Origin of the sequence: Sphingopyxis sp. FD7, from assembly GCF_003609835.1 — a bacterium.
Taxonomy (GTDB): domain Bacteria; phylum Pseudomonadota; class Alphaproteobacteria; order Sphingomonadales; family Sphingomonadaceae; genus Sphingopyxis.
Genome location: NZ_AP017898.1, coordinates 708227 through 730210, shown reverse-complemented (window position 1 = coordinate 730210; position 21984 = coordinate 708227). Strand labels below are relative to the sequence as shown.

Annotated in this window: 20 protein-coding genes and 1 tRNA gene; 4 read left to right on the top strand and 17 right to left on the bottom strand. The window is 66.7% G+C overall.

Features of this window, described 5'->3' with window-relative positions; genetic code table 11:
* Window positions 1-70 precede the first annotated feature (70 nt).
* From SPYCA_RS03415 to SPYCA_RS03395, 5 genes are all read right to left on the bottom strand, one after another.
* Window positions 71-991 (bottom strand): NAD(P)-dependent oxidoreductase, encoded by a 921-nt coding sequence (locus tag SPYCA_RS03415; RefSeq protein WP_120218947.1) that lies wholly within the window; start codon window positions 989-991, stop codon window positions 71-73.
* Window positions 988-2286, bottom strand: coding sequence for a phosphopyruvate hydratase (eno, locus tag SPYCA_RS03410; protein WP_120218946.1), 1299 nt, complete (start codon window positions 2284-2286; stop codon window positions 988-990). The genes SPYCA_RS03415 and eno overlap by 4 nt, the downstream gene beginning before the upstream one ends.
* Window positions 2283-3260: a phosphotransferase family protein gene (locus SPYCA_RS03405; RefSeq protein ID WP_232003496.1), complete on the bottom strand. Its 978-nt coding sequence runs from the start codon at window positions 3258-3260 to the stop codon at window positions 2283-2285. Before SPYCA_RS03405 ends, eno begins: the two co-directional genes overlap by 4 nt.
* Window position 3261: 1 nt before the next feature.
* On the bottom strand, window positions 3262-4395 hold the full coding sequence (locus SPYCA_RS03400; RefSeq protein WP_232003495.1) for an alpha/beta hydrolase: 1134 nt from the start codon (window positions 4393-4395) through the stop codon (window positions 3262-3264).
* A gap of 117 nt (window positions 4396-4512) precedes the next feature.
* Window positions 4513-6165 (bottom strand): long-chain-fatty-acid--CoA ligase, encoded by a 1653-nt coding sequence (locus SPYCA_RS03395; protein ID WP_232003493.1) that lies wholly within the window; start codon window positions 6163-6165, stop codon window positions 4513-4515.
* A 143-nt stretch (window positions 6166-6308) separates the two neighbouring features.
* On the opposite strand from SPYCA_RS03395, the gene SPYCA_RS03390 reads away from it, so the two are divergent.
* Complete coding sequence (locus tag SPYCA_RS03390; RefSeq protein WP_232003491.1) at window positions 6309-6734, top strand: MarR family winged helix-turn-helix transcriptional regulator; 426 nt, start codon at window positions 6309-6311, stop codon at window positions 6732-6734.
* A 44-nt stretch (window positions 6735-6778) separates the two neighbouring features.
* Here the strand turns inward: SPYCA_RS03390 and SPYCA_RS03385 are convergent, their stop codons facing one another.
* Together SPYCA_RS03385 and SPYCA_RS03380 are read right to left on the bottom strand one after the other, a co-directional pair.
* Window positions 6779-7357: an NADPH-dependent FMN reductase gene (locus SPYCA_RS03385; protein WP_120218942.1), complete on the bottom strand. Its 579-nt coding sequence runs from the start codon at window positions 7355-7357 to the stop codon at window positions 6779-6781.
* A 71-nt stretch (window positions 7358-7428) separates the two neighbouring features.
* Window positions 7429-7935: a MarR family winged helix-turn-helix transcriptional regulator gene (locus SPYCA_RS03380; RefSeq protein WP_120218941.1), complete on the bottom strand. Its 507-nt coding sequence runs from the start codon at window positions 7933-7935 to the stop codon at window positions 7429-7431.
* 174 nt (window positions 7936-8109) lie between these two features.
* On the opposite strand from SPYCA_RS03380, the gene leuD reads away from it, so the two are divergent.
* Entirely contained in the window at window positions 8110-8715 is a 606-nt protein-coding gene (gene leuD, locus SPYCA_RS03375) for a 3-isopropylmalate dehydratase small subunit (RefSeq protein ID WP_232003489.1), read from the top strand.
* Between the two features lie 96 nt (window positions 8716-8811).
* Here leuD and leuC read toward each other — a convergent pair whose 3' ends face one another.
* The 5 genes from leuC to SPYCA_RS03350 all read right to left on the bottom strand — a co-directional run bounded on the left by leuC (window position 8812) and on the right by SPYCA_RS03350 (window position 14255).
* On the bottom strand, window positions 8812-10230 hold the full coding sequence (gene leuC / locus SPYCA_RS03370) for a 3-isopropylmalate dehydratase large subunit (protein ID WP_120218940.1): 1419 nt from the start codon (window positions 10228-10230) through the stop codon (window positions 8812-8814).
* A gap of 8 nt (window positions 10231-10238) precedes the next feature.
* The gene (locus tag SPYCA_RS03365; RefSeq protein WP_120218939.1) at window positions 10239-11534 is read right to left on the bottom strand and encodes an acyl-CoA dehydrogenase family protein; all 1296 of its coding nucleotides are present in this window, start codon (window positions 11532-11534) and stop codon (window positions 10239-10241) included.
* A 12-nt stretch (window positions 11535-11546) separates the two neighbouring features.
* Entirely contained in the window at window positions 11547-12899 is a 1353-nt protein-coding gene (locus SPYCA_RS03360; RefSeq protein ID WP_120218938.1) for a phosphotransferase family protein, read from the bottom strand.
* 168 nt (window positions 12900-13067) lie between these two features.
* Window positions 13068-13961: an EamA family transporter gene (locus SPYCA_RS03355; RefSeq protein WP_120218937.1), complete on the bottom strand. Its 894-nt coding sequence runs from the start codon at window positions 13959-13961 to the stop codon at window positions 13068-13070.
* A gap of 218 nt (window positions 13962-14179) precedes the next feature.
* A tRNA-Trp gene (locus tag SPYCA_RS03350) sits at window positions 14180-14255 on the bottom strand.
* 104 nt (window positions 14256-14359) lie between these two features.
* On the opposite strand from SPYCA_RS03350, the gene SPYCA_RS03345 reads away from it, so the two are divergent.
* Together SPYCA_RS03345 and SPYCA_RS03340 are read left to right on the top strand one after the other, a co-directional pair.
* Window positions 14360-15304 (top strand): DMT family transporter, encoded by a 945-nt coding sequence (locus tag SPYCA_RS03345; protein WP_120222125.1) that lies wholly within the window; start codon window positions 14360-14362, stop codon window positions 15302-15304.
* A complete protein-coding gene (locus SPYCA_RS03340) occupies window positions 15301-15921 on the top strand; it encodes a glutathione S-transferase family protein (RefSeq protein WP_120218936.1) in 621 nt (206 codons plus the stop codon). The genes SPYCA_RS03345 and SPYCA_RS03340 overlap by 4 nt, the downstream gene beginning before the upstream one ends.
* Before the next feature lie 359 nt (window positions 15922-16280).
* Here SPYCA_RS03340 and SPYCA_RS03335 read toward each other — a convergent pair whose 3' ends face one another.
* From SPYCA_RS03335 to gcvPA, 5 genes are all read right to left on the bottom strand, one after another.
* On the bottom strand, window positions 16281-17840 hold the full coding sequence (locus tag SPYCA_RS03335) for a fatty acid--CoA ligase (protein WP_120218935.1): 1560 nt from the start codon (window positions 17838-17840) through the stop codon (window positions 16281-16283).
* Window positions 17841-17942: 102 nt separating this feature from the next.
* Window positions 17943-18626 (bottom strand): DUF938 domain-containing protein, encoded by a 684-nt coding sequence (locus SPYCA_RS03330; RefSeq protein WP_120218934.1) that lies wholly within the window; start codon window positions 18624-18626, stop codon window positions 17943-17945.
* Entirely contained in the window at window positions 18575-19024 is a 450-nt protein-coding gene (locus tag SPYCA_RS03325; RefSeq protein ID WP_120218933.1) for an ABA4-like family protein, read from the bottom strand. Before SPYCA_RS03325 ends, SPYCA_RS03330 begins: the two co-directional genes overlap by 52 nt.
* A gap of 51 nt (window positions 19025-19075) precedes the next feature.
* The gene (gene gcvPB, locus SPYCA_RS03320; RefSeq protein ID WP_120218932.1) at window positions 19076-20629 is read right to left on the bottom strand and encodes an aminomethyl-transferring glycine dehydrogenase subunit GcvPB; all 1554 of its coding nucleotides are present in this window, start codon (window positions 20627-20629) and stop codon (window positions 19076-19078) included.
* On the bottom strand, window positions 20626-21984 hold the full coding sequence (gene gcvPA / locus SPYCA_RS03315) for an aminomethyl-transferring glycine dehydrogenase subunit GcvPA (protein ID WP_120218931.1): 1359 nt from the start codon (window positions 21982-21984) through the stop codon (window positions 20626-20628). Before gcvPA ends, gcvPB begins: the two co-directional genes overlap by 4 nt.

Sequence of the window (21984 nt, the reverse complement as noted above, 5' to 3'; positions counted from 1 at the left end):
AGCCAACCAATCCAGAGGTGCGTAAACCGCCCTGGATTGCTTTGCTCCGCGCGCAACGACGGAGGAGAAATCATGTGACTCGGTGCAGCAGAGGTTCACCCGCCGCAAGCCGACGGCAATTTTCATGCGCCACCGTCAGGCTGCGCACGAGCGTTTCGGGGGTCAGCCAGGCGATATGCGGCGCGAGCACCGCGTTCGGCAGGCCGAGCAGCGGATTGCCGCGCGGCAGCGGCTCCTCGGCAAAGACGTCGAGGCCCGCACCGCGCAAATGGCCGGAGGTCAGCGCCTCGACCAATCGGTTTTCGTCGACGAGTTCGCCGCGCGCAGTGTTCACCAGCACTGCGCCGCGTTTCATTGCAAAGGGATCGACGCTGGCGCGCGTCTCGTCAGTCAGCGGGACGTGTAGCGAGACGATGTCGCTATCGGCGAGCAGGCGATCGAGCGGCAGAAAATCATACGGCACGTCGCGCGGACTGCGCGCGGTATAGACGACCTTCGCCCCTAGCGCCGCCAGCACCGGCGCGAGCCGCTGCGCCGAATGGCCGAAGCCGACGAGGCCGACGGTGCGCCCGGAGATTTCGCCCACGGCGTCGAGCTCGGACGGGTCGGCGGTCCACCCCTCCCCGGCGCGCGTTCGCGCATCGAAGAAACAGATACGGCGCAGCACCGCCATCATCAGCGACAGCGCCATTTCGGCGACCGCCTGGCTGTTGGTGCCGGGCATGTTGCACACCGCAACGCCAGCCCCACGCGCCGCATCGAGCGCGATGGTGTTGACCCCGACGCCGAGCTTCTGGATCAGTTTGAGCTTGGGCGCCGAGGCAATGAACTCCGGTGTAACGGGCGTAAGGACGTGGAGCAACGCGGTGATGTCGCTCGCAACATCGTCGAGCGGCGCCGCCTCGTCGACGTGAACGACGGTACCGGGGCCGAAGATCGTATCGACCGCCTCACGAAAACCGGGGCTGGGGCGCGCGTGCAGGACGATCATGCCGCGACCCGGCCGATCGACCCGGCGAAAGCCGAAAAGCCTGCAAACTCGGCGTCGGCGCCCATCGCTTCCTCGATCCGCAGCATTTCGTTCCATTTCGCCATGCGTTCGGATCGCGTGAAGCTGCCGACTTTCAACTGCCCGGCGTCCCAGCCGGTCGCGAGATGCGCGATGGTGACGTCCTCGCTCTCGCCCGAACGCGCCGAGACGATCGCACCCCAGCCGCGCGCCACCGCGGCGTCGAGCGCGGCCTTCGCTTCGGTCACCGTGCCGACCTGGTTCACCTTGATGAGCGCGGCATTGCACACCGCCGCTTCGGCCGCGCGTTCCACACGATCGGCATTGGTGACGAGCACGTCGTCGCCGATGATCTGCACCCGCTCGCCGATCGCCGCGGTGACCGCCGCCATCGTCGTCCAGTCGTCCTGCCCCGCGGGGTCTTCGATCGACAGGATCGGATAGCGTCCGGCCCATTCGACTATGCGCGCCGCCATGTCCTCGCCCGAAAGCTTCCCGTCGTCGAGCGCGAGCGTGTAGCCGCCCGCATCGCCGAGTTCGTTCGCGGCGATGTCGAGCGAAATGAACACCTCCTCACCCGCGCGGTGGCCGCTCGCTTCGATGGCCCTGGTCAGCGTGCCCAGCGCATCCTCGTTCGACGCAAAATTGGGCCACCAGCCCCCCTCGTCGGCGACGCCCGACAGCGGGCCTTTGGCTTCCATCAGTCTGCCGGCGGCGCGATAGACATCGCCCGTAATTTCGAGCGCGCGGCGGAAGCTGCCCGCCTTTGGGCACATCACCATGAAATCCTGCACATCGGTGCGCCGCCCGGCGTGCGCGCCGCCGCCGAAAATCTGGATTTCGGGGAGCGGGATGCGAACCTTGCGTCCGTCGGCGAGATAGCGCCACAGCGGCGCGCGCGCATCCGCTGCCGCGGCGTGAAGCACCGCCATCGACACCGCCACGACCGCGTTCGCGCCCAGCCGCGCCTTGTTCGGCGTGCCGTCGAGGTCGCACAAGACCTTGTCGATCGCTGCCTGATCGCGCGCGTCCAGGCCGGTGATCGCACCCGCAATCTCGGCGCCGATACCCGCGACCGCGCGGTTCACGCCAAAGCCGCCGAAGGCGTCGCCACCGTCGCGCAGGTCGATCGCCTCATGCGCGCCGCGCGAGGCGCCCGCCGGGGCGATGGCGCGCCCGGTCGCACCCGATTCGAGCGTGACTTCGGCCTCGACCGTCGGACGCCCGCGCGAATCCCAGAGCTGGCGGCCGGTCACGGAGGCGATACGCGACGTCATATTGATGTCCTTTTCCACTGCGCGACAAGCGCGTCGATGGGCAGCGGGGTGAGCAGCAGCGCGCGCGCCTGGTCGCGCACGATGCGCCTGTGGTCGGGGTCGGTGAGATAGGGTGCGGGCGACTTGCCCTCGACGCGCGCGAGGAGCAGCGCGGCGGTGAGTTTCCCGGCGCGAGGCAGCAGCCCGCCTGCCTCCTCCCAGTCGATGCCCGCCCGATAGGCCGCGACGAGCGCAGTCGCGGCTTCGGTTAGGCGGGCGTCGTCCAGCCACACGGTTTTCAAGAGCAGATGGGTGGTGCAGAAGGCAAGGTCGAACGCCGGATCGCCATAGACGGCGCATTCGGCGTCGAGAAAGACGGGACCGTCCTTGCCCACGAGAATATTCTTGGGGCTCACGTCGCCGTGGACAAGCGCGAGCTTGCGCGCGGCCAGATCGTCGGCGAGCGCGTAAAGCACGGATGCCGTTTCGGCGTCCTTCTGCGCCACATACAGCAGGAAGGGATCGATCCGCAGCGCACGAAACATCGCGTCGGTTGCGAAGGCATCCTTGTCGGCGGAGCTGTTCGCGGTGGCCGAATGCACGGCGGCGAGGCTGCGCCCCACCGCTGTCGCAAAGCCGGTATCGACGCGCCCCGCGATGAGTTCGTCCTTCCACACCGGCGCGCCCGGCAGGAACCGCATCGCAAAGCCATAGCCCGGCAGCTCGGCGAGCACTTCGGGGGCGATCGCCGGATCGACGCTGCGCGCGCGTTTGAGCCAGCGCACCTCGCTCTGCCCGCGCTCGACCGGCGCGTGCCATTCAGCGGCGACGCGCAATTGTTCGAGCGGGCGTTTGACGACGATCGGGCCGATCGGCGCTTCCACCTTCCACACGTCGCACGACACGCCGCCGGTGAGTGGCTCGAGCGCCACATCGCCCTCGCGCACCAGCCCGGCGGCGCGCAGCTCGTCGATGATATCGGCGTCCGCCGTCACGTCACAGCTTCTCCCGGATCCAAGCACCGACCAAGTCGGCGGCGCCCCGCCGCTCCTCGACCGAATCCTCGAAATAATGCGCGCCGGGGATCAGTTCGAGCCGTTTGTCGCTGCTGCCGAGGAAATCGAAGATTTTGCGCGCATCGCTCGGGAAGACGCCGGTGTCGGCGGTGCCCTGCACCACCAGCGCAGGGGTGTCGTGCTTCGCAAGGTGCGGCTGGCCCTGGCAGGGCGAGGTTTCGAGGCTCCACATGTTGAGCCAGGTCTTCAGCGTATTGGCGCGCCCGATGCTGGGCGTGCGGTTCGCGAGCGCCGGGTCGCCGCGATAGCACCAGTTGGGCTTGCGGTCCGACGGGTCGATCGCGGGATCGACGCAGCGAAGATCGCCCCAGCAGCGGAACATCGGAAAGATGCGATCGGGAATGCCGGCGGCATTGAGCCGCGCCAGTTCGGCCTTCGCCCAGTCGGTGATCCGCTGGTTGCGCGCGCGCTGCGCGGCGCGATATTTCGTAATGAAGGCGTCCGAATAGGGCGGGCCATTGTCGGGATTGAACGGGTCGAGTTCGGGATCGGTCAGCGTCGGATCATTCTCGTCGATCACCGACGCGTCCATCCAGTCGGTCAGCACTTCGGGGCGCCCCTGATGCGCGTTGAAGCTGATATAGAGGTCGCCCTTGATAAGCTCAGCCAGCGCGTCCTGCCCCGCGGCTGGCAGCCGGTCGGTCAGCGTCGGCGCGATCGCTTCGGCCTGATAGGCGCCCATCAGCGATCCGCCGCCCGAATTGCCGAGGATGACGATCGCCTCGACCCCCGCTTCCTCCTTCAGCCATTTCATGCCGACGCCGATGTCGAGCACCGCATGTTCGAGCAGGAACTGGTCCTCGAAACCGCGATAGCGCGTGTTCCAGCCGAGGAAACCGAAGCCCTGCCGCGCGAACCAGGGCGCGATATAATGTTCGGAGAAATCGACATTGTAGTGCGTCGCGATGATCGCGACCTTCGGCCGCTTGCCCGCCTCGGTCCAGTAGATGCCCTGGCACGGATGCCCGCCCGCCTGGATACGCGGCGCGGTCGGCGACACCCGCCCGATGAACTCTGCGTCCAGTCCCTCGATCCCGTTCGGGTCCACCATCATCGTCTCTCCTTATTGTATATTACCATCGTCATCCCGGACTTGATCCGGGATCCATTTTCTCGGCGCCGGTTGAATGGATCCCGGATCAAGTCCGGGATGACGAAAGCCGGGGACATCTCAGCGACTGACCTCGAAAGGCAGCGTATAGCCCTCCAGCCCCGAGCGGATCGCCTTCTTGTCGATCTTGCCCGTCGGCCCCAGCGGGATGTCGTCGACGAACAGCACATCGTCGGGCATCCACCATTTGGCGATCCGGCCGTCCAGATAGGCGCGAAGATCGTCCGCCGAGGCGCTCGCGCCGGGTTTGAGCTGGCACAGCAGGATCGGCCGCTCGTCCCATTTGGGATGCGCGACGCCGACGACCGCGGCGTTGACGACCGCGTCATGCCCCATCGCGATATTCTCGATCTCGATCGAACTGATCCACTCGCCGCCCGATTTCACGACATCCTTCGCGCGGTCGGTGATCTGCATATAGCCTTCGCCGTCGATCGTGCTGACGTCGCCGGTGTCGAAAAATCCCTCGGCGTCGAGCACGTCGTCGCCCTCGCCGCCATAATAGGCGGCGGCGATCGTCGGTCCTTTCACCATCAGCCGCCCCGGCGTCCTGCCGTCGTGCGGCACACGATTGCCCGCGTCATCGACCAGCTTCATCTCCAGCCCGCAAAGCAGCCGCCCTTGCTTCAGCTTGTACGCCATCTGCTCGGCGTCCGATTTGGCCGCGACCGACGCATTGGGCACCGACACGGTGCCGAGCGGCGAGGTTTCGGTCATGCCCCAGCCCTGGATGACGTCGACGCCATAATCGTCGCGGAAGGTGCGGATGATCGATTCGGGGCACGCCGATCCGCCGATCGTCACGCGCTCCAATGTCGTGAAGCCTTTGCCCTTTTCCTGCATATATTGCAGCAACATCTGCCACACGGTCGGCACCGCCGCCGAGTAAGTGACGCCCTCTTCCTCGATCAGATGATAGATGGATTCGCCATCCATCCGCTGGCCGGGCAGGACAAGTTTGGCGCCCACCGCGGGCGCCGAATAGACCACCCCCCACGCATTCGCGTGATACATCGGCACGACGAGCAGCACGGTGTCGCGCGCCGACAGCGCGAGCGCGTCGCGCTGCAAGGTCATCAGCGCGTGAATATAGTTGGAGCGGTGCGAATAGAGCACGCCCTTGGGATTGCCCGTCGTCCCGCTGGTGTAGCAGAGGCCGCACGCGGCATTTTCGTCGAACCCGCCCCAGGCATATTCGGCCGGCTGCCCCGCGATCCAGTCGTCGAAAGCGGTCGCGGCAAAGCTCGTCTGCGGCAATGATGCGGCGTCGCAGAAGAAGATCACTTTCTCGATCGACGGCACCTGCGGCAGCATTTGCTCGACGAGGTCAGCGGTCGCCGGGTCGGCGAGCAGCAGCCGGTCGCCCGCATGGTTCGCGATATAGGCAATCTGTTCGAGGAACAGCCGCGGATTGAGCGTATGCAGCACCGCCCCCATCCCCGCCGCGCCATACCAGGCGGCGAGGTGCCGCGCGCCGTTCCACGCCATCGTCGCGACACGGTCGCCCGGCTTGACACCCTCCGCAGCCAATGCGTTCGACACGCACTTCGCATCGGCATGGATATCGGCGTAGGTCGATCGGCTGACGCGACCCTCGGCATCGCGCGAGACGATTTCGCGCGCGCCATGCCACGCCGCCGCATGGTCGATGATCCGGTCGACCGTGAGCGGCACATTCTGCATCAAGCCATCCATGCGGTTCCTCTCCGTCATTCGCTAGATAGATAGTATACTAAGTATTTTATATTGGCAATGCCTGGCCTGTCTTGCCTCGTGCCGTCCGCTCCACTAGCGTGTGCGCGCCGACACGCCGTCGGCGGCGGGATCGTCCTTTCCATCCTATGCGCACCAACCAGTTGATCATCGCACTGTTTCAGCGTTTCTGCTGGCTCGACGAGGGGTTGCAGGCGCGGCTCCACGACCTCGGCTGGCCCGACGTCAGCCGGCCGCAGTCCATGGTGATGACCAATATCGTCAGCGGCATCGTTCGCCCGTCGGACATCGCCCGCAACCTCGGCGTGTCGCGGCAGGCGATCCACAGCACGATCAACCAGATGGTGAAGCTCGGCATCGTCCGGCTCGACGTCGACCCCGAAGACCGACGGCACATGATCGTTTCGCTCACCGAAACCGGCGCCCGGATGCGTAAGGATGCGCAGCGCGCGATGGATTCGCTGACCGCGCAGATCGCGGCGCGAATCGGTCAGGACCGGTTCGGCGCGCTGTTCGACGCGCTCGAAGCCGACTGGGGCGACAATATCGAGCGCGCCTCCAAGCGCTGATCGGGTGAGCAATCGCCGCCTGACGATTTGATGAAGATTACGCTCTAAGCCGACAGCGCTTTGGCGACCGCAATCAGCCGCGCCGCGGTTTGCTCAACGAGCGACGCGGGAAGCGCGTCTTTCAGGCTGCCGTCCTCGGCGAAGGCGGCGTGTGCGTTCGGCACCACCACCTGTTCGGGGATCACGATCATCTGCACCGTCGACAGGATCTGGCGCAGGTGCATCAACCCGCGCAGCCCGCCAAAGGGGCTGATCGACGCCGCCATGATCGCCGCCGCCTTGCCGCGATAGGCGGTCAGCGCGACCAGCCCCTCGTCGCCCGTCGGCCGCGACGCCCAGTCGATCGCATTTTTGAGCAGCGGCGGCAGCGAGCCATTATATTCGGGCGACACGAACAACAGGCCGTCCTGCTGGACGAACAGCGCCTTCAATCGCGCGGCGTCGGGGGGAAAGGCGGTTGCCTCGGTCGCCGCCGAATAGAGCGGCAGGTCGAAGGCGCCAAGGTCCACGCGCGTCACCCCCGCACCCTGCGCCTCGAGGCTGGCGGCGGCCAGTTCGGCGAGCGCGCGATTATAGGAGCCTTCGCGCGTGCTTCCGGCGACAACGGCGATACTGACCATCATTCCTCCCCCTCCCGCGACAAGATGGTTAGATTACTAACCTGTTTCCCGTCGCGAGGGCAAGGGGCGGATGCTCAGGCCTTGATTTCGGACAGCACCGCCAGCTTGCGCGTTTCCTCGGCCAGATTGTCGATCACGCGGCGCATCAGCGCCTGGAGCATTTCGACCTCCGCATCGGTCATGCCCTTGGTCGCGATCTCGTGGATTTCGGCATTCATCGGCGCGAGGATGAGTTCGAGCTTCCTGGCGTGCGGGGTCAGATAGATGAAGGTCTTGCGCCGGTCCTCGGCGGTCTTCTTGCGGGTAATCAGTCCCGCCTTTTCCAGCCCCTTGAGCGCAACCACCGTGGTCGGTTCGCGCATTCCCACCCGCTCGCTCAGCTCGCGCTGGGTAATCCCGTCCTCGCGCCACAACTGGCGCAGGAAACGCCACTGACCGGCCGAAACATCGTGCGTCAGCGTGCGCCGCTCCAGCAGCCGCGAAAAGGAACGAAAGACGACGCGCGCGAGATAGCCGATGCTGTTTTCGGGATCGGTATAATATTCGGCCGGATGCCGGTACGCCTGTTTGCTCTTCGCCAACTTCCTGCTCCCCTGCCGCGGACCCGGACGCCGGGCGCCCTTCCGCTCGATTTCCAATTCTTAGGGCGCGGCGATTCGCGCGGCAACTCCCTTCGTCGCCGCCTGGCGCGCGATAAGGTTGGACAAGCGCCGCCGATCCACTTACTTAGTAATCTAAGATATAGTGGAGGCGAGGTGCAGACATTTGTTCGGGTGAAGGCGGTGGCGGCGCCATTGCCGATCGCCAATATCGACACCGACATGATCATTCCCGCGCTTTACATGAAGGCGCTGACGCGGACGGGGCTGGGTCGGCATCTGTTCCGCGAGCTGCGCTATGACGCGAACGGCCAGGAGCGCGCAGACTTCATCCTCAATCGCCCGCCCTGCCGCGATGCGCAGATATTGATCGCAGACCGCAATTTCGGATGCGGCTCGTCGCGCGAACATGCGGTGTGGGCGCTGGTCGACTTCGGCATCCGCTGCGTCATCGCGCCGAGTTTCGGCGATATTTTCGCGGGCAATGCGCGCAAGAGCGGGCTGCTGCTGATCCGCCTGCCCGACCCAATATGCGCCGCGTTGCGCCACGAGGTTGAAGCCACCGATTATGCGCCGGTCGAGGTCGATCTCGAAGCCCGGCAGATCCGCCTCGCTTCCGGCCAGTCGATCGGCTTTGCCGTCGACGCGGGCGACCGGCGCATATTGATGGAAGGCCTCGACGACATCGAGCGCACGATGCGCCACGCCGACGCCATCGCGCGCTTCGAGGCGGAGCATCGGCGCGCCATCGATCCCATGTGAATCGTCATTCCGGCGAAGGCCGGAATCTCGCCGGTGCGTAAAAAAGCAAGGACGAGATTCCGGCCTTCGCCGGAATGACGATATAAGAGAAACCGGTCATGGCCCCGCCAGCATATCGGGCGAGGCGATGGCGCCCGCGATGGCGCTGGCCGCGGCCAGCGCCGGGCTCATCAGGTGCGTCCGCCCGCCGCGCCCCTGCCTATTTTCAAAATTGCGGTTCGACGTCGCGGCGCAACGTTCGCCGGGCGCAAGCCGGTCGGCATTCATGCCGACGCACATCGAACAGCCGGGTTCGCGCCAGTCGAACCCCGCGTCGCGCAATGTGGCGGCGATGCCCTCGGCCTCCGCCTGCCGCTTGACCAGCCCCGATCCGGGGACGACCATCGCGTGAACGTGCGGCGCGACGCGGCGGCCGCGCACCACCGCCGCAGCAGCGCGCAGATCCTCGATCCGGCTGTTCGTGCAGCTGCCGATAAACACCCGGTCGAGCCGCTGTCCGGCGATGGGGCTTCCCGGTTCTAGGTCCATATAGGTCAGCGCGCGCGCCGCCGCCGCGCGGGCGTCGGCGCTGCCGAGCGCCGCCGGGTCGGGGACGCGCCCGTCGATCGGCACGACCTGCGACGGATTGGTGCCCCAGCTCACCATTGGCCGGACGTCGCGCGCGTCGATCCGCATTTCGCGATCGAACATGGCGTCCTTGTCGCTCGCGAGCGCCTGCCAGCGCGCGACCGCCGCGTCCCATGCCGCGCCATCGGGTGCCGCCGGGCGGCCCTTCAGATAGGCGAACGTCGTGGCGTCGGGCGCGATCAGGCCGGCGCGCGCGCCCATTTCGATGCTGAGATTGCACAGCGTCATGCGCCCCTCCATCGACAGCGCGCGCACCGCCGCGCCCGCATATTCGATGACATGCCCGCCCGCTCCATCGACGCCGATCGTTCCGAGCAGGTGAAGCGCCAGATCCTTGGCCTGAACGTGCGGCGCCAGCGCGCCCTCGACGGTCACGCGCATGTTGCGCGCGCGGCGCTGACGGATCGTCTGCGTCGCGAGCACATGCTCGACCTCCGACGTCCCGATACCGAAAGCGAGCGCGCCGAAGGCGCCGTGGGTCGAGGTGTGGCTGTCGCCGCAAACGATCGTCATCCCCGGCTGCGATCGTCCCTGTTCCGGGCCGACGACATGAACGATGCCGCCGCGCGGATCGCCCATCGGGACATTTTCGATGCCGAAGCGCCGCGTATTGGCGACCAGCGCCTCCAGTTGCGCGCGCGCTTCGGCGTCGGCGACGCCCGCCGGGCCGAGCGCCTGGCCCACGGTCGGCACATTATGATCGGACAGCGCGAGCGCGCGTTCGGGGCGCCGCACCGCGCGCCCGGCCGCATCCAATCCCGCAAAGGCCTGCGGCGAAGTGACCTCGTGCAGCAGGTGGAGGTCGATATAGAGCAACGTCTCGCCATCATCCTCGGCGACGGCATGCGCATCCCATATCTTGTCGTACAGCGTGCGGGGCAAGGCCATGGCGCGCGTCAGATCCGCCCGAGCGTCTCGCGCCGCGGGCCGAGATAGCCGAAGAGATAGGCCGCGACCTTGCGCATCTGAATCTCCTCGGCCCCTTCGGTGATGCGATAGCGGCGGTGGTGGCGATAGATATGCTCGAAGGGCTTGTGCCGCGAATATCCGATGCCGCCATGGACCTGCATCGCGCGGTCGGCGGCTTCGCAGACGAGGCGGTTCGCCCAGTAATTGCACATGCTGACCTTGTCCGACAGCGTGCGCTCGATCTCCTTGTGCGGGGTGTTGTCCATGTCCCAGGCGGTCTTGCGGATCAGCAGGCGCAGCATTTCGGCCTGCGTCGCCAGCTCGACGAGCGGGAACTGGATCGCCTGATTTCGGGCGAGCGCTTCGCCGAAAGGCTTGCGTGTCCGCGCGTATCGAACGCTCTCCTCGATACAATAGACCGCGGCGCCCAGCGAGCTCGCCGCCTGACGGATGCGGTTCTGGTGAACGAAGCTCTGCGCGATCGACAGGCCGCCGCCTTCCGGCCCCAGCCGCGCGCTGTCGGGCACCCACACATCGGTGAAGCTGACGCGCGGATGGTCGGTCGGCATGTTGAAGGTCCAGAGATATTCCTCGATTCTGAGCCCCGGCGACGGATTGGGAACGAGCAGGCAGGTGATCCCCCGTGCATCGCCGTCCGCGCCGCTCGTCCGGCAAAAGGTCGCGCAATGCGTCGCGACGTGCATCCCCGTCGTCCACATCTTCGCCCCGTTGATGCGCCAGCCGTCGACGCCGTCACGGGCTTCGCGCACCGCGCGCGTTTCCATATGCGTCGCGTCGCTGCCATGGTCGGGTTCGGTCAGGCCAAAGGCAGTGCGGCGCTTGCCCTCGAAGCCGCCGAGGATGAACTCGGCCTTCTGCTCCTCGCTCGTCGCAAACTGCTCGAACATTTCGACAAAGGGGAAATTGCCGACGATGCTGTGCTCGTTCTGCAAGTCGTTGTGCAGCCCCAGCCCCTTGGCGGCGAAATGTTCGCGGATCACCGCCATCCAGAGATTCGATCCGTCCCTGCCGCCATATTTCTTCGGCGCCGAAAAGCGCCAATGCCCCGCGGCATCGGCGCGGCGCGTCGCCTCTTTCAGCAGCGCCTCCCATTCGGGCCGCGGCAGGCCCTGATTGTCCCAGTCGGTGCGCGCATGTTCGCGGCGATGGTCGAAAAAGCGGATATTGTCGTCGGCTTGCTCGAGCGGCCTGATCTCGGCATCGATGAACGCGTCGAGTTCGTCCAGATAGGCCTGCAAATCGGCCGGAACCGCAAAATCCATCGTCTCTCTCCCTTATTCTTTATCAGCGCCCCATTCGGCGCGCGCCGCCGCGAGCGCGGCATATTTCGGGCTGTCGACCGCGCATTTGTCGAGCACCGCGCGGCGCAGATTTGCAAGCAAGACGGGCCGCGCGAGCGTCGCGGCGCCCGACAGCAGCTCATCCGCCAGCGCCTTGTCCTCGGCGCGCGTTCCGGCGTCGAGGTCGCGCAGCACGATGCCGAGCGCGTTCATTGCCACCACCGCCTCGAACTTGGCATGGCCCGCGGCGTGCGGCTTGATCGCGCCTTCGATCCAGTCGCGCACCGCCTGCACCATCTCGCGGTTCGTCGGCTCGCCCGTCGGGGCGGGCGCGGCGGGCGGCGATGGCGGAAGCGGGCGGGCGCGCTCGGCTTCGGGCGCCTCCATCTCCAGCAGTCGCACGAGGTCGAGTTCCTGTTCGGCGGTGCGTCGCCCGACGACGACGCGCTCGACCGTCCGGTCGGCGCCGCTGCGCCACGCCTCACCCATCTGAAGGCAGCCCAGCGCCCACCAGAGCGTGCGATAGACCAGCCAGAAACGGAAGCGCTCGCGGTCGACGGGGCGGCCGCCCGCGGCTTCATAGGCCGCGAAAAAATCGTCGAGGCTGCCAAGTCCGAAGGCGGGCCGGTCGAGCTGGCCGAACCGCCACACGCTCATGCAGCCGAACGCCAGATCCTCGTGCGCATCGCCGCGATGCGCCAGCTCCCAGTCGAGCACCGCGGCAAGTCCGTCCGCATCGACCATGATATTGCCCATGCGATAATCGCCGTGGACAAGCACCGGATCGGCGGGCGCGGGCAGATGCTCCTCGCACCATTTGATCGCCAGCGCGATCACCGGCCGGTCGCCGCCATGGTCCAGGAAGCGCGCCCGGAGCGCCGCGAGCGCCTCGCCAGTGTCCATGTGCGGGATCGCCGCTGGGATCGTGTCGAGCGGAATGGCGTGGATATGCGCCAGTTCGCGCCCCAGATCGGCGAGCAACGACGGCGGCGGGTCGGCAAGGATCGTCGCGGGCGCCACCTCCGCCAGCACGCGGCGCATGACATAGCCGGAACCCAGACCGTCGGCGTCGCCCAGCACGCCGACCACCTCGGGAGCTTTCACCCCGCCCGCGCGCGCGGCGATGACCAGCGCCGCCTCGTCCGCATGGCCAAAGGGACGGTCGGCCATATAGGCCGCCGACGGCGCGCGCCGCAGGACATAGGGCGCGGTGCGGCCGCCAGCGACCCACTCAAAGGCCCAGCTTTCCATATTGGCGCCGCCCGACAGGCGCGAAAGCGCGGAAACTTCACCCTTCCCCGCAAATCGCCACATTGCTGCCGCCAGCCGCTCCGCAAAGTCGCTCATGCCTGCATCCCGCAACCCATGCGGTCAAACCATTCGGATAATCCCGGCATTTGCAATCCCCGACGGGCCGAGCCTGTCGCTTTCGACAGGTCGATCCTATTACTTAGTATTCTAATTATATAGAATGAACGAAGCTCAGGCAAGGCCCGTCAAGCCGCCGCCTTGCCGTCAGGGCGCGGGTTCAGCAACGGCATCGTCCTTCGCCCCCGTCGCCGCGCCGATCGACGACACCATGATCAGCCCGATCGCCAGCCATTGTGCGGCCGACAGGATCTCACCCAGCATCAGCACACCGATCAACGCCCCGACCGCGGGCTCGGCGCTGAGCAGCGTGCCGAAGCTGCTGGGTTGCAAACGGCGCAGCGCGACCATTTCAAAGCCATAGGGAATGGCGCTCGATACCAGCCCGACCGCGAGGCCAAGCGCCAGAATCTCCGGCTGGAGCAGCGCCGTCCCCGCCGCGACGATCCCGACTGGCGCAGCCAGCACCGCCGCGACGACCGTGCCGGCCGCGGCGGCGGCGGGGCCATGCTCCACGCCCGCGCGCTTGCCGAGCAGGATATAGGCCGCCCAGCAGACGCCCGCGACCAGCGCGAGCGCGACGCCGCGCCAGTCGAGCGCGGCGACGCCTGCGCGCAATGGCAGCAGAAGCAGCAGCCCCGCCACCGCGATCGCAATCCACAGGAGATCCCGGCGTCGGCGCGAGGTGAACACCGCCACCCCCAAAGGCCCGATGAACTCGATCGCGATCGCGATGCCCAGCGGGATATAGGCCAGCGCATGATAGAAGCTGAGGTTCATCAGTCCGAGAACGGCGCCATAGACGAGGACCGACCGCCAGCCACCGCGAAGATCGAGCCGCCACGGCCGCAGCACGATCGACAGGAGGAGCGCACCGAAGATCAGCCGCAGCGCGGTCGCGCCCGCGGGACCGACGAGCGGGAAAAGGCTCTTGGCGAGCGCCGCGCCGCCGGTCACCGACACCAGCCCGATGAACAGGGCACCGAGCGCGAGCAGGTCGACGCGACCCGGCGATGTGGGGGTGGCTGGAGAGATTGTCATGCCGCTCGCTGTCGTTGCCGAGCGTCTGGTTAGGCGGTCTCGCGGCGTGAAGGAAGCACCCAATCTGCAAAACGCGAAGGATGCCGAAAGAAGCCCGGCACGGGACCGGAGCGCTACCGCGCACGAATATGGGCCTTATTCGATTGAGCGATCACCGGCGCGCGCGGCCGTGCCGATGCGCGGCGGCCGACCTTTGCCCGAAGCTTTGCCGATTGACCTGGCAGGGGCAGCAGGACTCGAACCCGCGACCCTCGGTTTTGGAGACCGATGCTCTACCAACTGAGCTATACCCCTAGGCCGGAGTGCGCCCCTAGCCCGATTGGCGAAGCGGGGCAAGGGGGATGACGCGGGCATGACGGCTTGCGCGCGCGGGCGGGGCTGATATGCGCTTGGGCCCCATGACCGCCGCCCCTTCCCTTGCCCAGCCCGCTGACCAGCCGCAACATTATCTTGGGGGAATCGCGCTGCGGCTGCTCGCGATGGTCAGCCTTTCGCTGATGTTCGTGCTCGTCAAATATGTCGATGCCGCGGGCGTGCATATCGTCGAAAGCCTGTTCTGGCGGCAGGCGCTTGTTCTGCCCTTCCTGCTCGCCTGGGTGATGGCGACGAACGGGCTCGCGTCGCTCAGGACGCGGCGGATCGGCGCGCACATGCGGCGCATGATCATGGGGCTGACGGGCATGGCGTGCAATTTCGGCGGAATGATCCTGCTGCCGATGGCCGAGGCGACGACGATCAGCCTGTCGGTGCCGATCTTTGCCGTCATCTTCGCTGCGCTGCTGCTCGGCGAGGCGACCGGATGGCAAAGATGGGGGGCGGTGATCGTCGGCTTTGTCGGCGTACTGCTCGTGCTCGACCCCCTCGCGAGTTTCGCAGGCGGCTTCGGCGGTGACCATGGCCTCGGCACCCTCGTCGCGGTCGGCGGCGCGATCATGACCGCGCTCATAACCATCGCCGTGCGCGACCTCGGCCGCACCGAAAATGCCGCGACGATCGTTTTCTGGTTCAGCCTGCTGTCGATGATCCCGCTCGGCCTCGCGCTGCCCTTTGTCATTACGCCGCACGACGCGCGCGAATGGCTGCTGCTGATCGGACTCGGCTTCCTCGGCGCAGTCGTGCAGATGGCGCTGACCGGCGCGCTGCGCCTTGCTCCCGTGTCGGTTGTGATCCCGATGGACTATTCCAGCCTGCTCTGGTCGATCGCCGCGGGCTGGTGGTTCTTCGGCACGCTACCCGCCGACACGACCTGGATCGGTGCGCCGCTGATCGTCGCATCGGGGCTGTTCATCGCCTGGCGCGAGCATCGCCGCCATATCGAGCGTCCGAAGGAGGTTGCCGCATGACGCCACCCACATTGTATCACTGCCCCGATGCCCGCTCGCTGCGCTGCCTGTGGGCGGTCGAAGAGGCGGCGATCGACGTCGACCTCAAGCTGCTGCGGTTTCCGCCACGCGCGTTCGAGCCCGATTATCGCGCGGTGAACCCGTTGATGACCGTGCCCGGCTGGGTGGAAGATGGTCGGCTGATGACCGAATCGGCGGCGATCTGCGAACGCATCGCCGAGGGGACGCCGCTCGAGGTGCGCCGCGACGAAGCCGATTACTGGGATTATCGCAACTGGCTGCACCGCAGCGACGCGACGCTGACCTTCCCGCTCGCGATCATGATCCGCTACACGCGCGTCGAACCCGAGGAGCGGCGACTGGCCCAGGCCGTCGAGGACTATAAGGCGTTTTTCGGCGGGCGCGCCAAAAGCATCGAGGCGGCGCTCGCCGACGGGCGCGAATGGCTCGTCGCGGGGCGCTTCACCATCGCCGACATTGCGATCGGCTATGCCGCCTTTCTTGCGACGACGCTGGGCGCCGACGATGTGCTGGGCGGGGCGACCAAAGCATGGCTTGGGCGCTGCATGGCGCGCGATGGGTTCCGACGCGCACGCGCGCGTCAGGCGGCCACCTGACGAAAAGGGCTCCACCCTTGCGGATGAAGCCCTTCGTGCCCCCCGCGCATGGCAATGCCAACGAGGAAAACGCACCGGCCCTTCGGGGGTATGGGTCGCGTGAAAGGCCGTATGTCGGGCCGATGTTATGCGGCGACCGCAGGGCTGGCTTTCATATTCTCACGAAGCGGCGCGTCGGGCACGACTGGTATGGTTCGGCCGCTTTGGGGTGGGGAGGGGACGTTCGCCATATTGTTGTACCCCGGCAAAAGCCGGGGTCCAGGGCGCCCAGGAGCGGGCGTTGGCTCATCCCGCTCTGGACCCCGGCTTTCGCCGGGGTACGGCAACGATCGGTCAAAAACCGCCCCCTCTGCCACCCCTCAATTCACCATCCGCTCATAGCCTTCCCAATAGGGCGCGCGCAGATCCTTGCGCAAAATCTTGCCGCTGGCGTTGCGCGGCAACGCGTCGATCACATCGACGCTGCGCGGGCATTTGAAGGGCGCGATGCGCTCGCGCGCCCAGGCGATGATGTCGGCTTCGTCGATGCTGGCGCCTGGCTTGGCGACGACAACCGCCTTTACCGTCTCGCCCCATTTCGCGTCGGGAATGCCGATGACCGCGACCTCCTGCACCGCGGGGTGGCCGAAGATCGCGCTTTCGACCTCGGCCGGATAGACATTTTCGCCGCCGGTGATGATCATGTCCTTCATCCGGTCGTGGATATACAGATAGCCGTCCTCGTCGAGATAACCGGCGTCGCCGGTGCGGATCCAGCCGTCATCGGTCAGCGTCCGCGCGGTGGCGTCGGGCAGGTTCCAATAGCCCAGCATATTGTTCGACGAGCGGGTGACGACCTCACCCACTTCGCCCGTCGGCACGGGATTGCCGTCGGCGTCGACGATGCGGATCTCGACGCCGGGCAGCGCCTTGCCCGCCGAGCGCATCCTTTTGTTGCCCGCCGGATCATGGTCCTCGGGCGGCAGCATCGAGATGGTGCCGGTGGTTTCGGTCATGCCATAGGCCTGGATGAACTGCGCGCCGAACATCTGGATGCACTGGCGCAGCAGTTCGAGCGGGATCGGCGCGGCGCCATAGAGAATATATTTGAGGCGGCTGAAATCGACGCTGGCGCAGCGCGGATGCATCAGCAGCATCTGGAGCGCCGCGGGCACCATGAAGAATCGCGTCACGCCATATTGCTCGACCGCGTCGAACACGCCGTCGGGGTTGAACTCGGCAAGGACGATCCCCGGAAGCCCCGCCGCGAGCGCCATGATGCCGAGCCCGGTGCCGCCGATATGCGCGCAGGGCATCGCCACCAGCACCGCCTCGTCATCGTCCCATTTGGTATAGGGCATGTCGAGCGTGCTCGAATGTTTGCGCAGCGCGAACAGGTTGCGGTTGGAAAGCACCGCGCCCTTGGGGTTGCCCGTGGTGCCCGACGTATAAAGCTGGAGCACGGCGTCGTCGACCGCAGAGGGCTCGAAGGGCGCACGCTCGGCGCCCTCAATCATCGCCCAGGCATCCGCCGCACCGACAATCTTCGGATCGTTCCGGAGCTTGTCGGCGAGCTGATCGGCAAGCCCGTCGAAACCCGGCCCGGCGAAGACCATCTTCGCCTGCGTATCGTTGACGATGAACGCCCACTCGGCGGGCGACAGGCGCCAGCCGATCGGCGCCATCACGATGCCCGCGCGCGCGGCACCATAGAAGAGGGTAAAATAAAGGTCGCTGTTCTTGCCGATCCACGCGATGCGGTCGCCCTTTTTCAGCCCCGCCGCGATCAGCGCGGACGCGGCGCGCGCGGTCAGGTCGTCGAGCTGGGCATAGCTGTAGACACGATCCTCTTCGCGCATCGCGACGCGCTCGGGGCGCTCGGCGGCCCAATGGGTCAGGAACTCGTCGAATGTGAACAGGTCCGAAACGTCCCGGCCCATCGCCTCTCTCTCCTCGAATCGCGTCTTTTGCGCGCAGTTGGTGAGAAGGCTAACGGTTCCGCCCGCAAGGTAAAGCGTCGATCCCCTACCCTGTCAGGTCCGTCAGGTGCGGCGGAACAGCAGCATCAGATTATTCGCGGGCATCGCGCGGCGTTCGGCGAAAGCCAGTCCGGCGGCGGCGGCGGCCGCCTTGACCGCATCGGTGTCGCGCAGCCCCCACGCCGGATCGCGCGCGCGCAGATTGGCGTCAAAGTCGAGGTTGCTCGCCGCGGTCGGCACGCCCGGCTCGACAAAGGCGCCGTAAAGGATCAGCGGCGCGCCGGGTGCAAGCAGCCGCGCCGCGCCCGCGAACAGGCCGAGCGTCGCGTTCCACGGGCTGATATGCACCATGTTGATGCAGAGGATCGCGTCGGCGTGGCCCGTCGGCCAGTCGGGCGCCGCCGCATCGAGCGCGAGCGGCGGCGCGAGGTTGGCGAGCCCCGCCTCGGCGCGCCAGGCGGCGATCGAGGTCAGCCCGGCGGGGTCGGGGTCGCTCGGCTGCCAGTCGAGGTGCGGAAAGGCGGCGGCGAAATGAACCGCATGTTCGCCCGACCCGCTGGCGACCTCCAGCACCGTGCCCGACGCGGGCAGCCAGTCGGCGAGCACCGCGGTTATCGCGTCGCGGTTGCGCAAGGTCGCCGGCGCGTGGCGCTTGTCCGCCGCGCCGCCGTCACCCGGCATCCACGGCTGCGGCGTCACTTCGCCTTTGCCTGTGCCCGCGCGCGGCGTTCGCGGACGATCAGCCATGCGAACAGTCCAACCGGCCCGACGAGCAAGGTCAGCAGCAAAAAGGGGAATTGCGCGATGCGGCTGAATCCCTTTTGATCGGCGTCGCGCGCGATCCACATGCCGGTGAACAGGTCGAAGGCAAGATAATGGATCCAGCCGAGCGTCGCGCCGCCGGGGCTGTCGAACAGCGCCATCACGCCCTTCAGCGTCGTGAAGTCGCCGCCGCCCGGCCCGCCGGGGTCGATGCCGCCGGTGAGGAAGCCGACGATCAGCACGGTGTAGGTGAGGCAGAGCAGCGCCACGCCGAGATAGAGGATGAGCGCGAGCGTCTTCGGCCCGCGCGGCAGGAAGGCGAGCGCAATCCACGCCGCGATGGCCCAATAATTCGCCAGCAGAAACAGGCTGTCCCAGCTCATTCTACCCTCCCCTTTATCCGTCAGTCCGGCCTTCGCAGGGATGACGGCGGATTACAGATCGCCTTCCCACGCCAGCACCGGCTTCCGCGCCGCCGCCGTTTCGTCGAGCCGCGCGCGCGGGGCGAAATGCGGCGCCGACTTGAGCGCCGGATCGCCGTTCTTCGCGCGCATCGCGATGCTGCGCAGCGCGCCGATGAATTGGTCGAGCGCCGCCTTGCTTTCCGTCTCGGTCGGCTCGATCAGCATCGCGCCATGGACGACGAGCGGGAAATAGACCGTCATCGGATGATAACCTTCGTCGATCAGCCCCTTGGCGATGTCGAGCGTCGAAAAGCCCTCGGCCAGCCCCTTGTCGCTGAACAGCGCCTCGTGCATGCACGGACCCGACGCCGCAAATGGCGCGTCGAGCACATCCTCCAGGCTGCGCAGCACATAATTGGCGTTGAGCACCGCATCCTCGGCGACCTGCTTCAGCCCGTCGGCGCCGTGGCTCAAAATATAGGCGAGCGCGCGGGTGAACATACCCATCTGACCATGGAATGCCGTCATGCGGCCGAAGGTCGCGGGATGCTCCTCGGCGGCATTTTCCTCCTCGATCAGCTTGTAGGTGCCGTCGGCATAGCGCGCGACGAAAGGCAGCGGACCATAGGGCGCGAGCGCCTCCGACAGCACGACCGGGCCCGAACCCGGCCCGCCGCCGCCGTGCGGGGTCGAAAAGGTCTTGTGCAAATTGATGTGCATCGCGTCGATGCCCAGGTCGCCGGGGCGCACGCGGCCGACGATCGCGTTGAAATTGGCGCCGTCGCAATAGACATAGCCGCCCGCGGCGTGGACCGCGTCCGAAATCGCCTTCATGTCGCGCTCGAACAGGCCGCAGGTGTTGGGGTTGGTGATCATCACCCCCGCGACGTCGGGGCCGAGCCGCGCCTTCAGCGCCTCCAGGTCGACGCGGCCTTCCTTGGTCGCCGGAATATCCTCGACGGTGAAGCCCGCAAAGGCGGCGGTCGCGGGGTTGGTGCCGTGCGCGCTTTCGGGGACGAGCAACACACGCCGATCCTCGCCGCGCGCTTCGAGCGCCGCCTTGATGCACAATATGCCGCACAGCTCGCCATGCGCGCCGGCCTTGGGCGACATGGCGACGCCATACATGCCGGTCAGGTCGATCAGCCAGAAGGCGAGCTCGTTGATGACGGCGAGCGCGCCCTGCACCGTTTCCTGCGGTTGCAGCGGGTGGACGTCGGCGAAGCCCGGCATGCGCGCGACCTTTTCATTGAGGCGCGGGTTGTGCTTCATCGTGCAGCTGCCGAGCGGGAAGAGGCCGAGGTCGATCGCGTAATTCTGGCGCGACAGGCGCGTGTAATGGCGCACCGTTTCGGACTCGCTGAGCCCCGGCAGGCCGATGGGATCGCTGCGCATCAGCGAACCAAGGTCGGCCGCTGGTGCCTGCTCATCGAAATCGACGCCGGTGGTTTCGGTCGAACCAATCTCGAAGATCAGCGGTTCCTCGAGCATCAGCGCGCGGTTGCCGGTGAAAGTGACATTGTCGTCGGCGCCGACCGCGGCGGTCATTTCGGGGCGCCAGCCGGCGGGGTTGAGCGCGGTCATGCCAGCACCTCCTTCAGCGCCGCGGCAAAGGCGGCAATATCTTCCTCGGTCACGGTTTCTGTCACCGCGACCACCAGCCCGTTCGCCAGGCCATCATTGTCGGGATAGAGGCGGCCGAGCGACACGCCGCCGAGGATGTCCATTTCCGCGAGTTTGTGGACCACGGGCCGCGCCGCGACGGGCAGCAGCAGCGTGAACTCGTTGAAGAAGCTGTCGTTCAGCACCGACACGCCGGGAACCTTGGCCAGCTCGGCGGCAGCGCCCTTCGCGCGGCCATGGTTGATCGCCGCGAGATGGCGCAGCCCGGCTTCGCCGAGCAAGGTCATATGGATGCTGAAAGCCAGAGCACAAAGCCCGGAATTGGTGCAGATATTGCTCGTCGCTTTCTCGCGCCGGATATGCTGTTCGCGCGTCGAAAGCGTCAGCACGAAACCCCGCTTGCCATTGGCATCGACCGTTTCGCCGCACAGGCGCCCCGGCATCTGGCGGACATATTTGCTCTTGCACGCGAAGAGGCCGACATAGGGCCCGCCGAATTGCAGGCCGACGCCGAGCGATTGCCCTTCGCCCACCACGATGTCGGCGCCCATCTCGCCCGGCGACTTGATGAGGCCAAGCGCGACGGGTTCGGTGACGACCGCGATCAGCAGCGCGCCCGCGGCCTGGCATGCTTCGGCAAGCGTCGTCATGTCGTCGATGCGGCCGAGGATGTCGGGATATTGGACAACGACGCAACTCGTCTCCTCGTCGACCGCCCCGGCGAGCGCCACCCAGTCGGTCCCCGCCTCCAGCGCCGGGTCGCCGTCGACGAGCATGTCGCGCGTATATTTCGCCATCGTGCGCGCGACGCTGCGATAATGGGGGTGCAGGCCGGTCGAAAGCAAAGCCTTGCTGCGCCTGGTGATGCGGCGCGCCATCACGATCGCTTCCCAGCAGGCGGTCGAGCCATCGTACATCGACGCATTGGCGACGTCGGCGCCGAACAGCCGCGCGACCTGGCTCTGGAACTCGAAGAGCATCTGGAGCGTGCCCTGCGCGATTTCGGGCTGATAGGGGGTATAGGCGGTCAAAAACTCGCCGCGCTGGATCAGATGATCGACGCTGGCGGGCACATGGTGGCGATAGGCGCCCGCGCCAAGGAAGAAGGGCCCATCGCCCGCGGCACGGTTGCGGCGCGCGAGCGCGCCCATATGGCGTTCGACCGCAAGCTCGCTCGCGCGCATCGGCAAGCCGGCGATCGGCCCGTCGAGCCGCGCCTCGACGGGGACATCGGCGAACAGCTCGTCGATCGACGACGCGCCGATGACGCCGAGCATCGCCGCGCGGTCATCGGGGGTGAGCGGGAGATAACGCAT

What these genes read in the sequence shown, in the direction of transcription:
- SPYCA_RS03415 (WP_120218947.1), bottom strand. Translation starts at nt 991, where the DNA reads ATGATCGTCCTGCACGCGCGCCCCAGCCCCGGTTTTCGTGAGGCGGTC.
- eno (WP_120218946.1), bottom strand. Translation starts at nt 2,286, where the DNA reads ATGACGTCGCGTATCGCCTCCGTGACCGGCCGCCAGCTCTGGGATTCG.
- SPYCA_RS03400 (WP_232003495.1), bottom strand. Translation starts at nt 4,395, where the DNA reads ATGATGGTGGACCCGAACGGGATCGAGGGACTGGACGCAGAGTTCATC.
- SPYCA_RS03395 (WP_232003493.1), bottom strand. Translation starts at nt 6,165, where the DNA reads ATGACGGAGAGGAACCGCATGGATGGCTTGATGCAGAATGTGCCGCTC.
- SPYCA_RS03385 (WP_120218942.1), bottom strand. Translation starts at nt 7,357, where the DNA reads ATGATGGTCAGTATCGCCGTTGTCGCCGGAAGCACGCGCGAAGGCTCC.
- leuC (WP_120218940.1), bottom strand. Translation starts at nt 10,230, where the DNA reads ATGGCCTTGCCCCGCACGCTGTACGACAAGATATGGGATGCGCATGCC.
- SPYCA_RS03365 (WP_120218939.1), bottom strand. Translation starts at nt 11,534, where the DNA reads ATGGATTTTGCGGTTCCGGCCGATTTGCAGGCCTATCTGGACGAACTC.
- SPYCA_RS03360 (WP_120218938.1), bottom strand. Translation starts at nt 12,899, where the DNA reads ATGAGCGACTTTGCGGAGCGGCTGGCGGCAGCAATGTGGCGATTTGCG.
- SPYCA_RS03355 (WP_120218937.1), bottom strand. Translation starts at nt 13,961, where the DNA reads ATGACAATCTCTCCAGCCACCCCCACATCGCCGGGTCGCGTCGACCTG.
- SPYCA_RS03345 (WP_120222125.1), top strand. Translation starts at nt 14,360, where the DNA reads ATGACCGCCGCCCCTTCCCTTGCCCAGCCCGCTGACCAGCCGCAACAT.
- SPYCA_RS03340 (WP_120218936.1), top strand. Translation starts at nt 15,301, where the DNA reads ATGACGCCACCCACATTGTATCACTGCCCCGATGCCCGCTCGCTGCGC.
- SPYCA_RS03335 (WP_120218935.1), bottom strand. Translation starts at nt 17,840, where the DNA reads ATGGGCCGGGACGTTTCGGACCTGTTCACATTCGACGAGTTCCTGACC.
- SPYCA_RS03330 (WP_120218934.1), bottom strand. Translation starts at nt 18,626, where the DNA reads ATGGCTGATCGTCCGCGAACGCCGCGCGCGGGCACAGGCAAAGGCGAA.
- SPYCA_RS03325 (WP_120218933.1), bottom strand. Translation starts at nt 19,024, where the DNA reads ATGAGCTGGGACAGCCTGTTTCTGCTGGCGAATTATTGGGCCATCGCG.
- gcvPB (WP_120218932.1), bottom strand. Translation starts at nt 20,629, where the DNA reads ATGACCGCGCTCAACCCCGCCGGCTGGCGCCCCGAAATGACCGCCGCG.
- gcvPA (WP_120218931.1), bottom strand. Translation starts at nt 21,984, where the DNA reads ATGCGTTATCTCCCGCTCACCCCCGATGACCGCGCGGCGATGCTCGGC.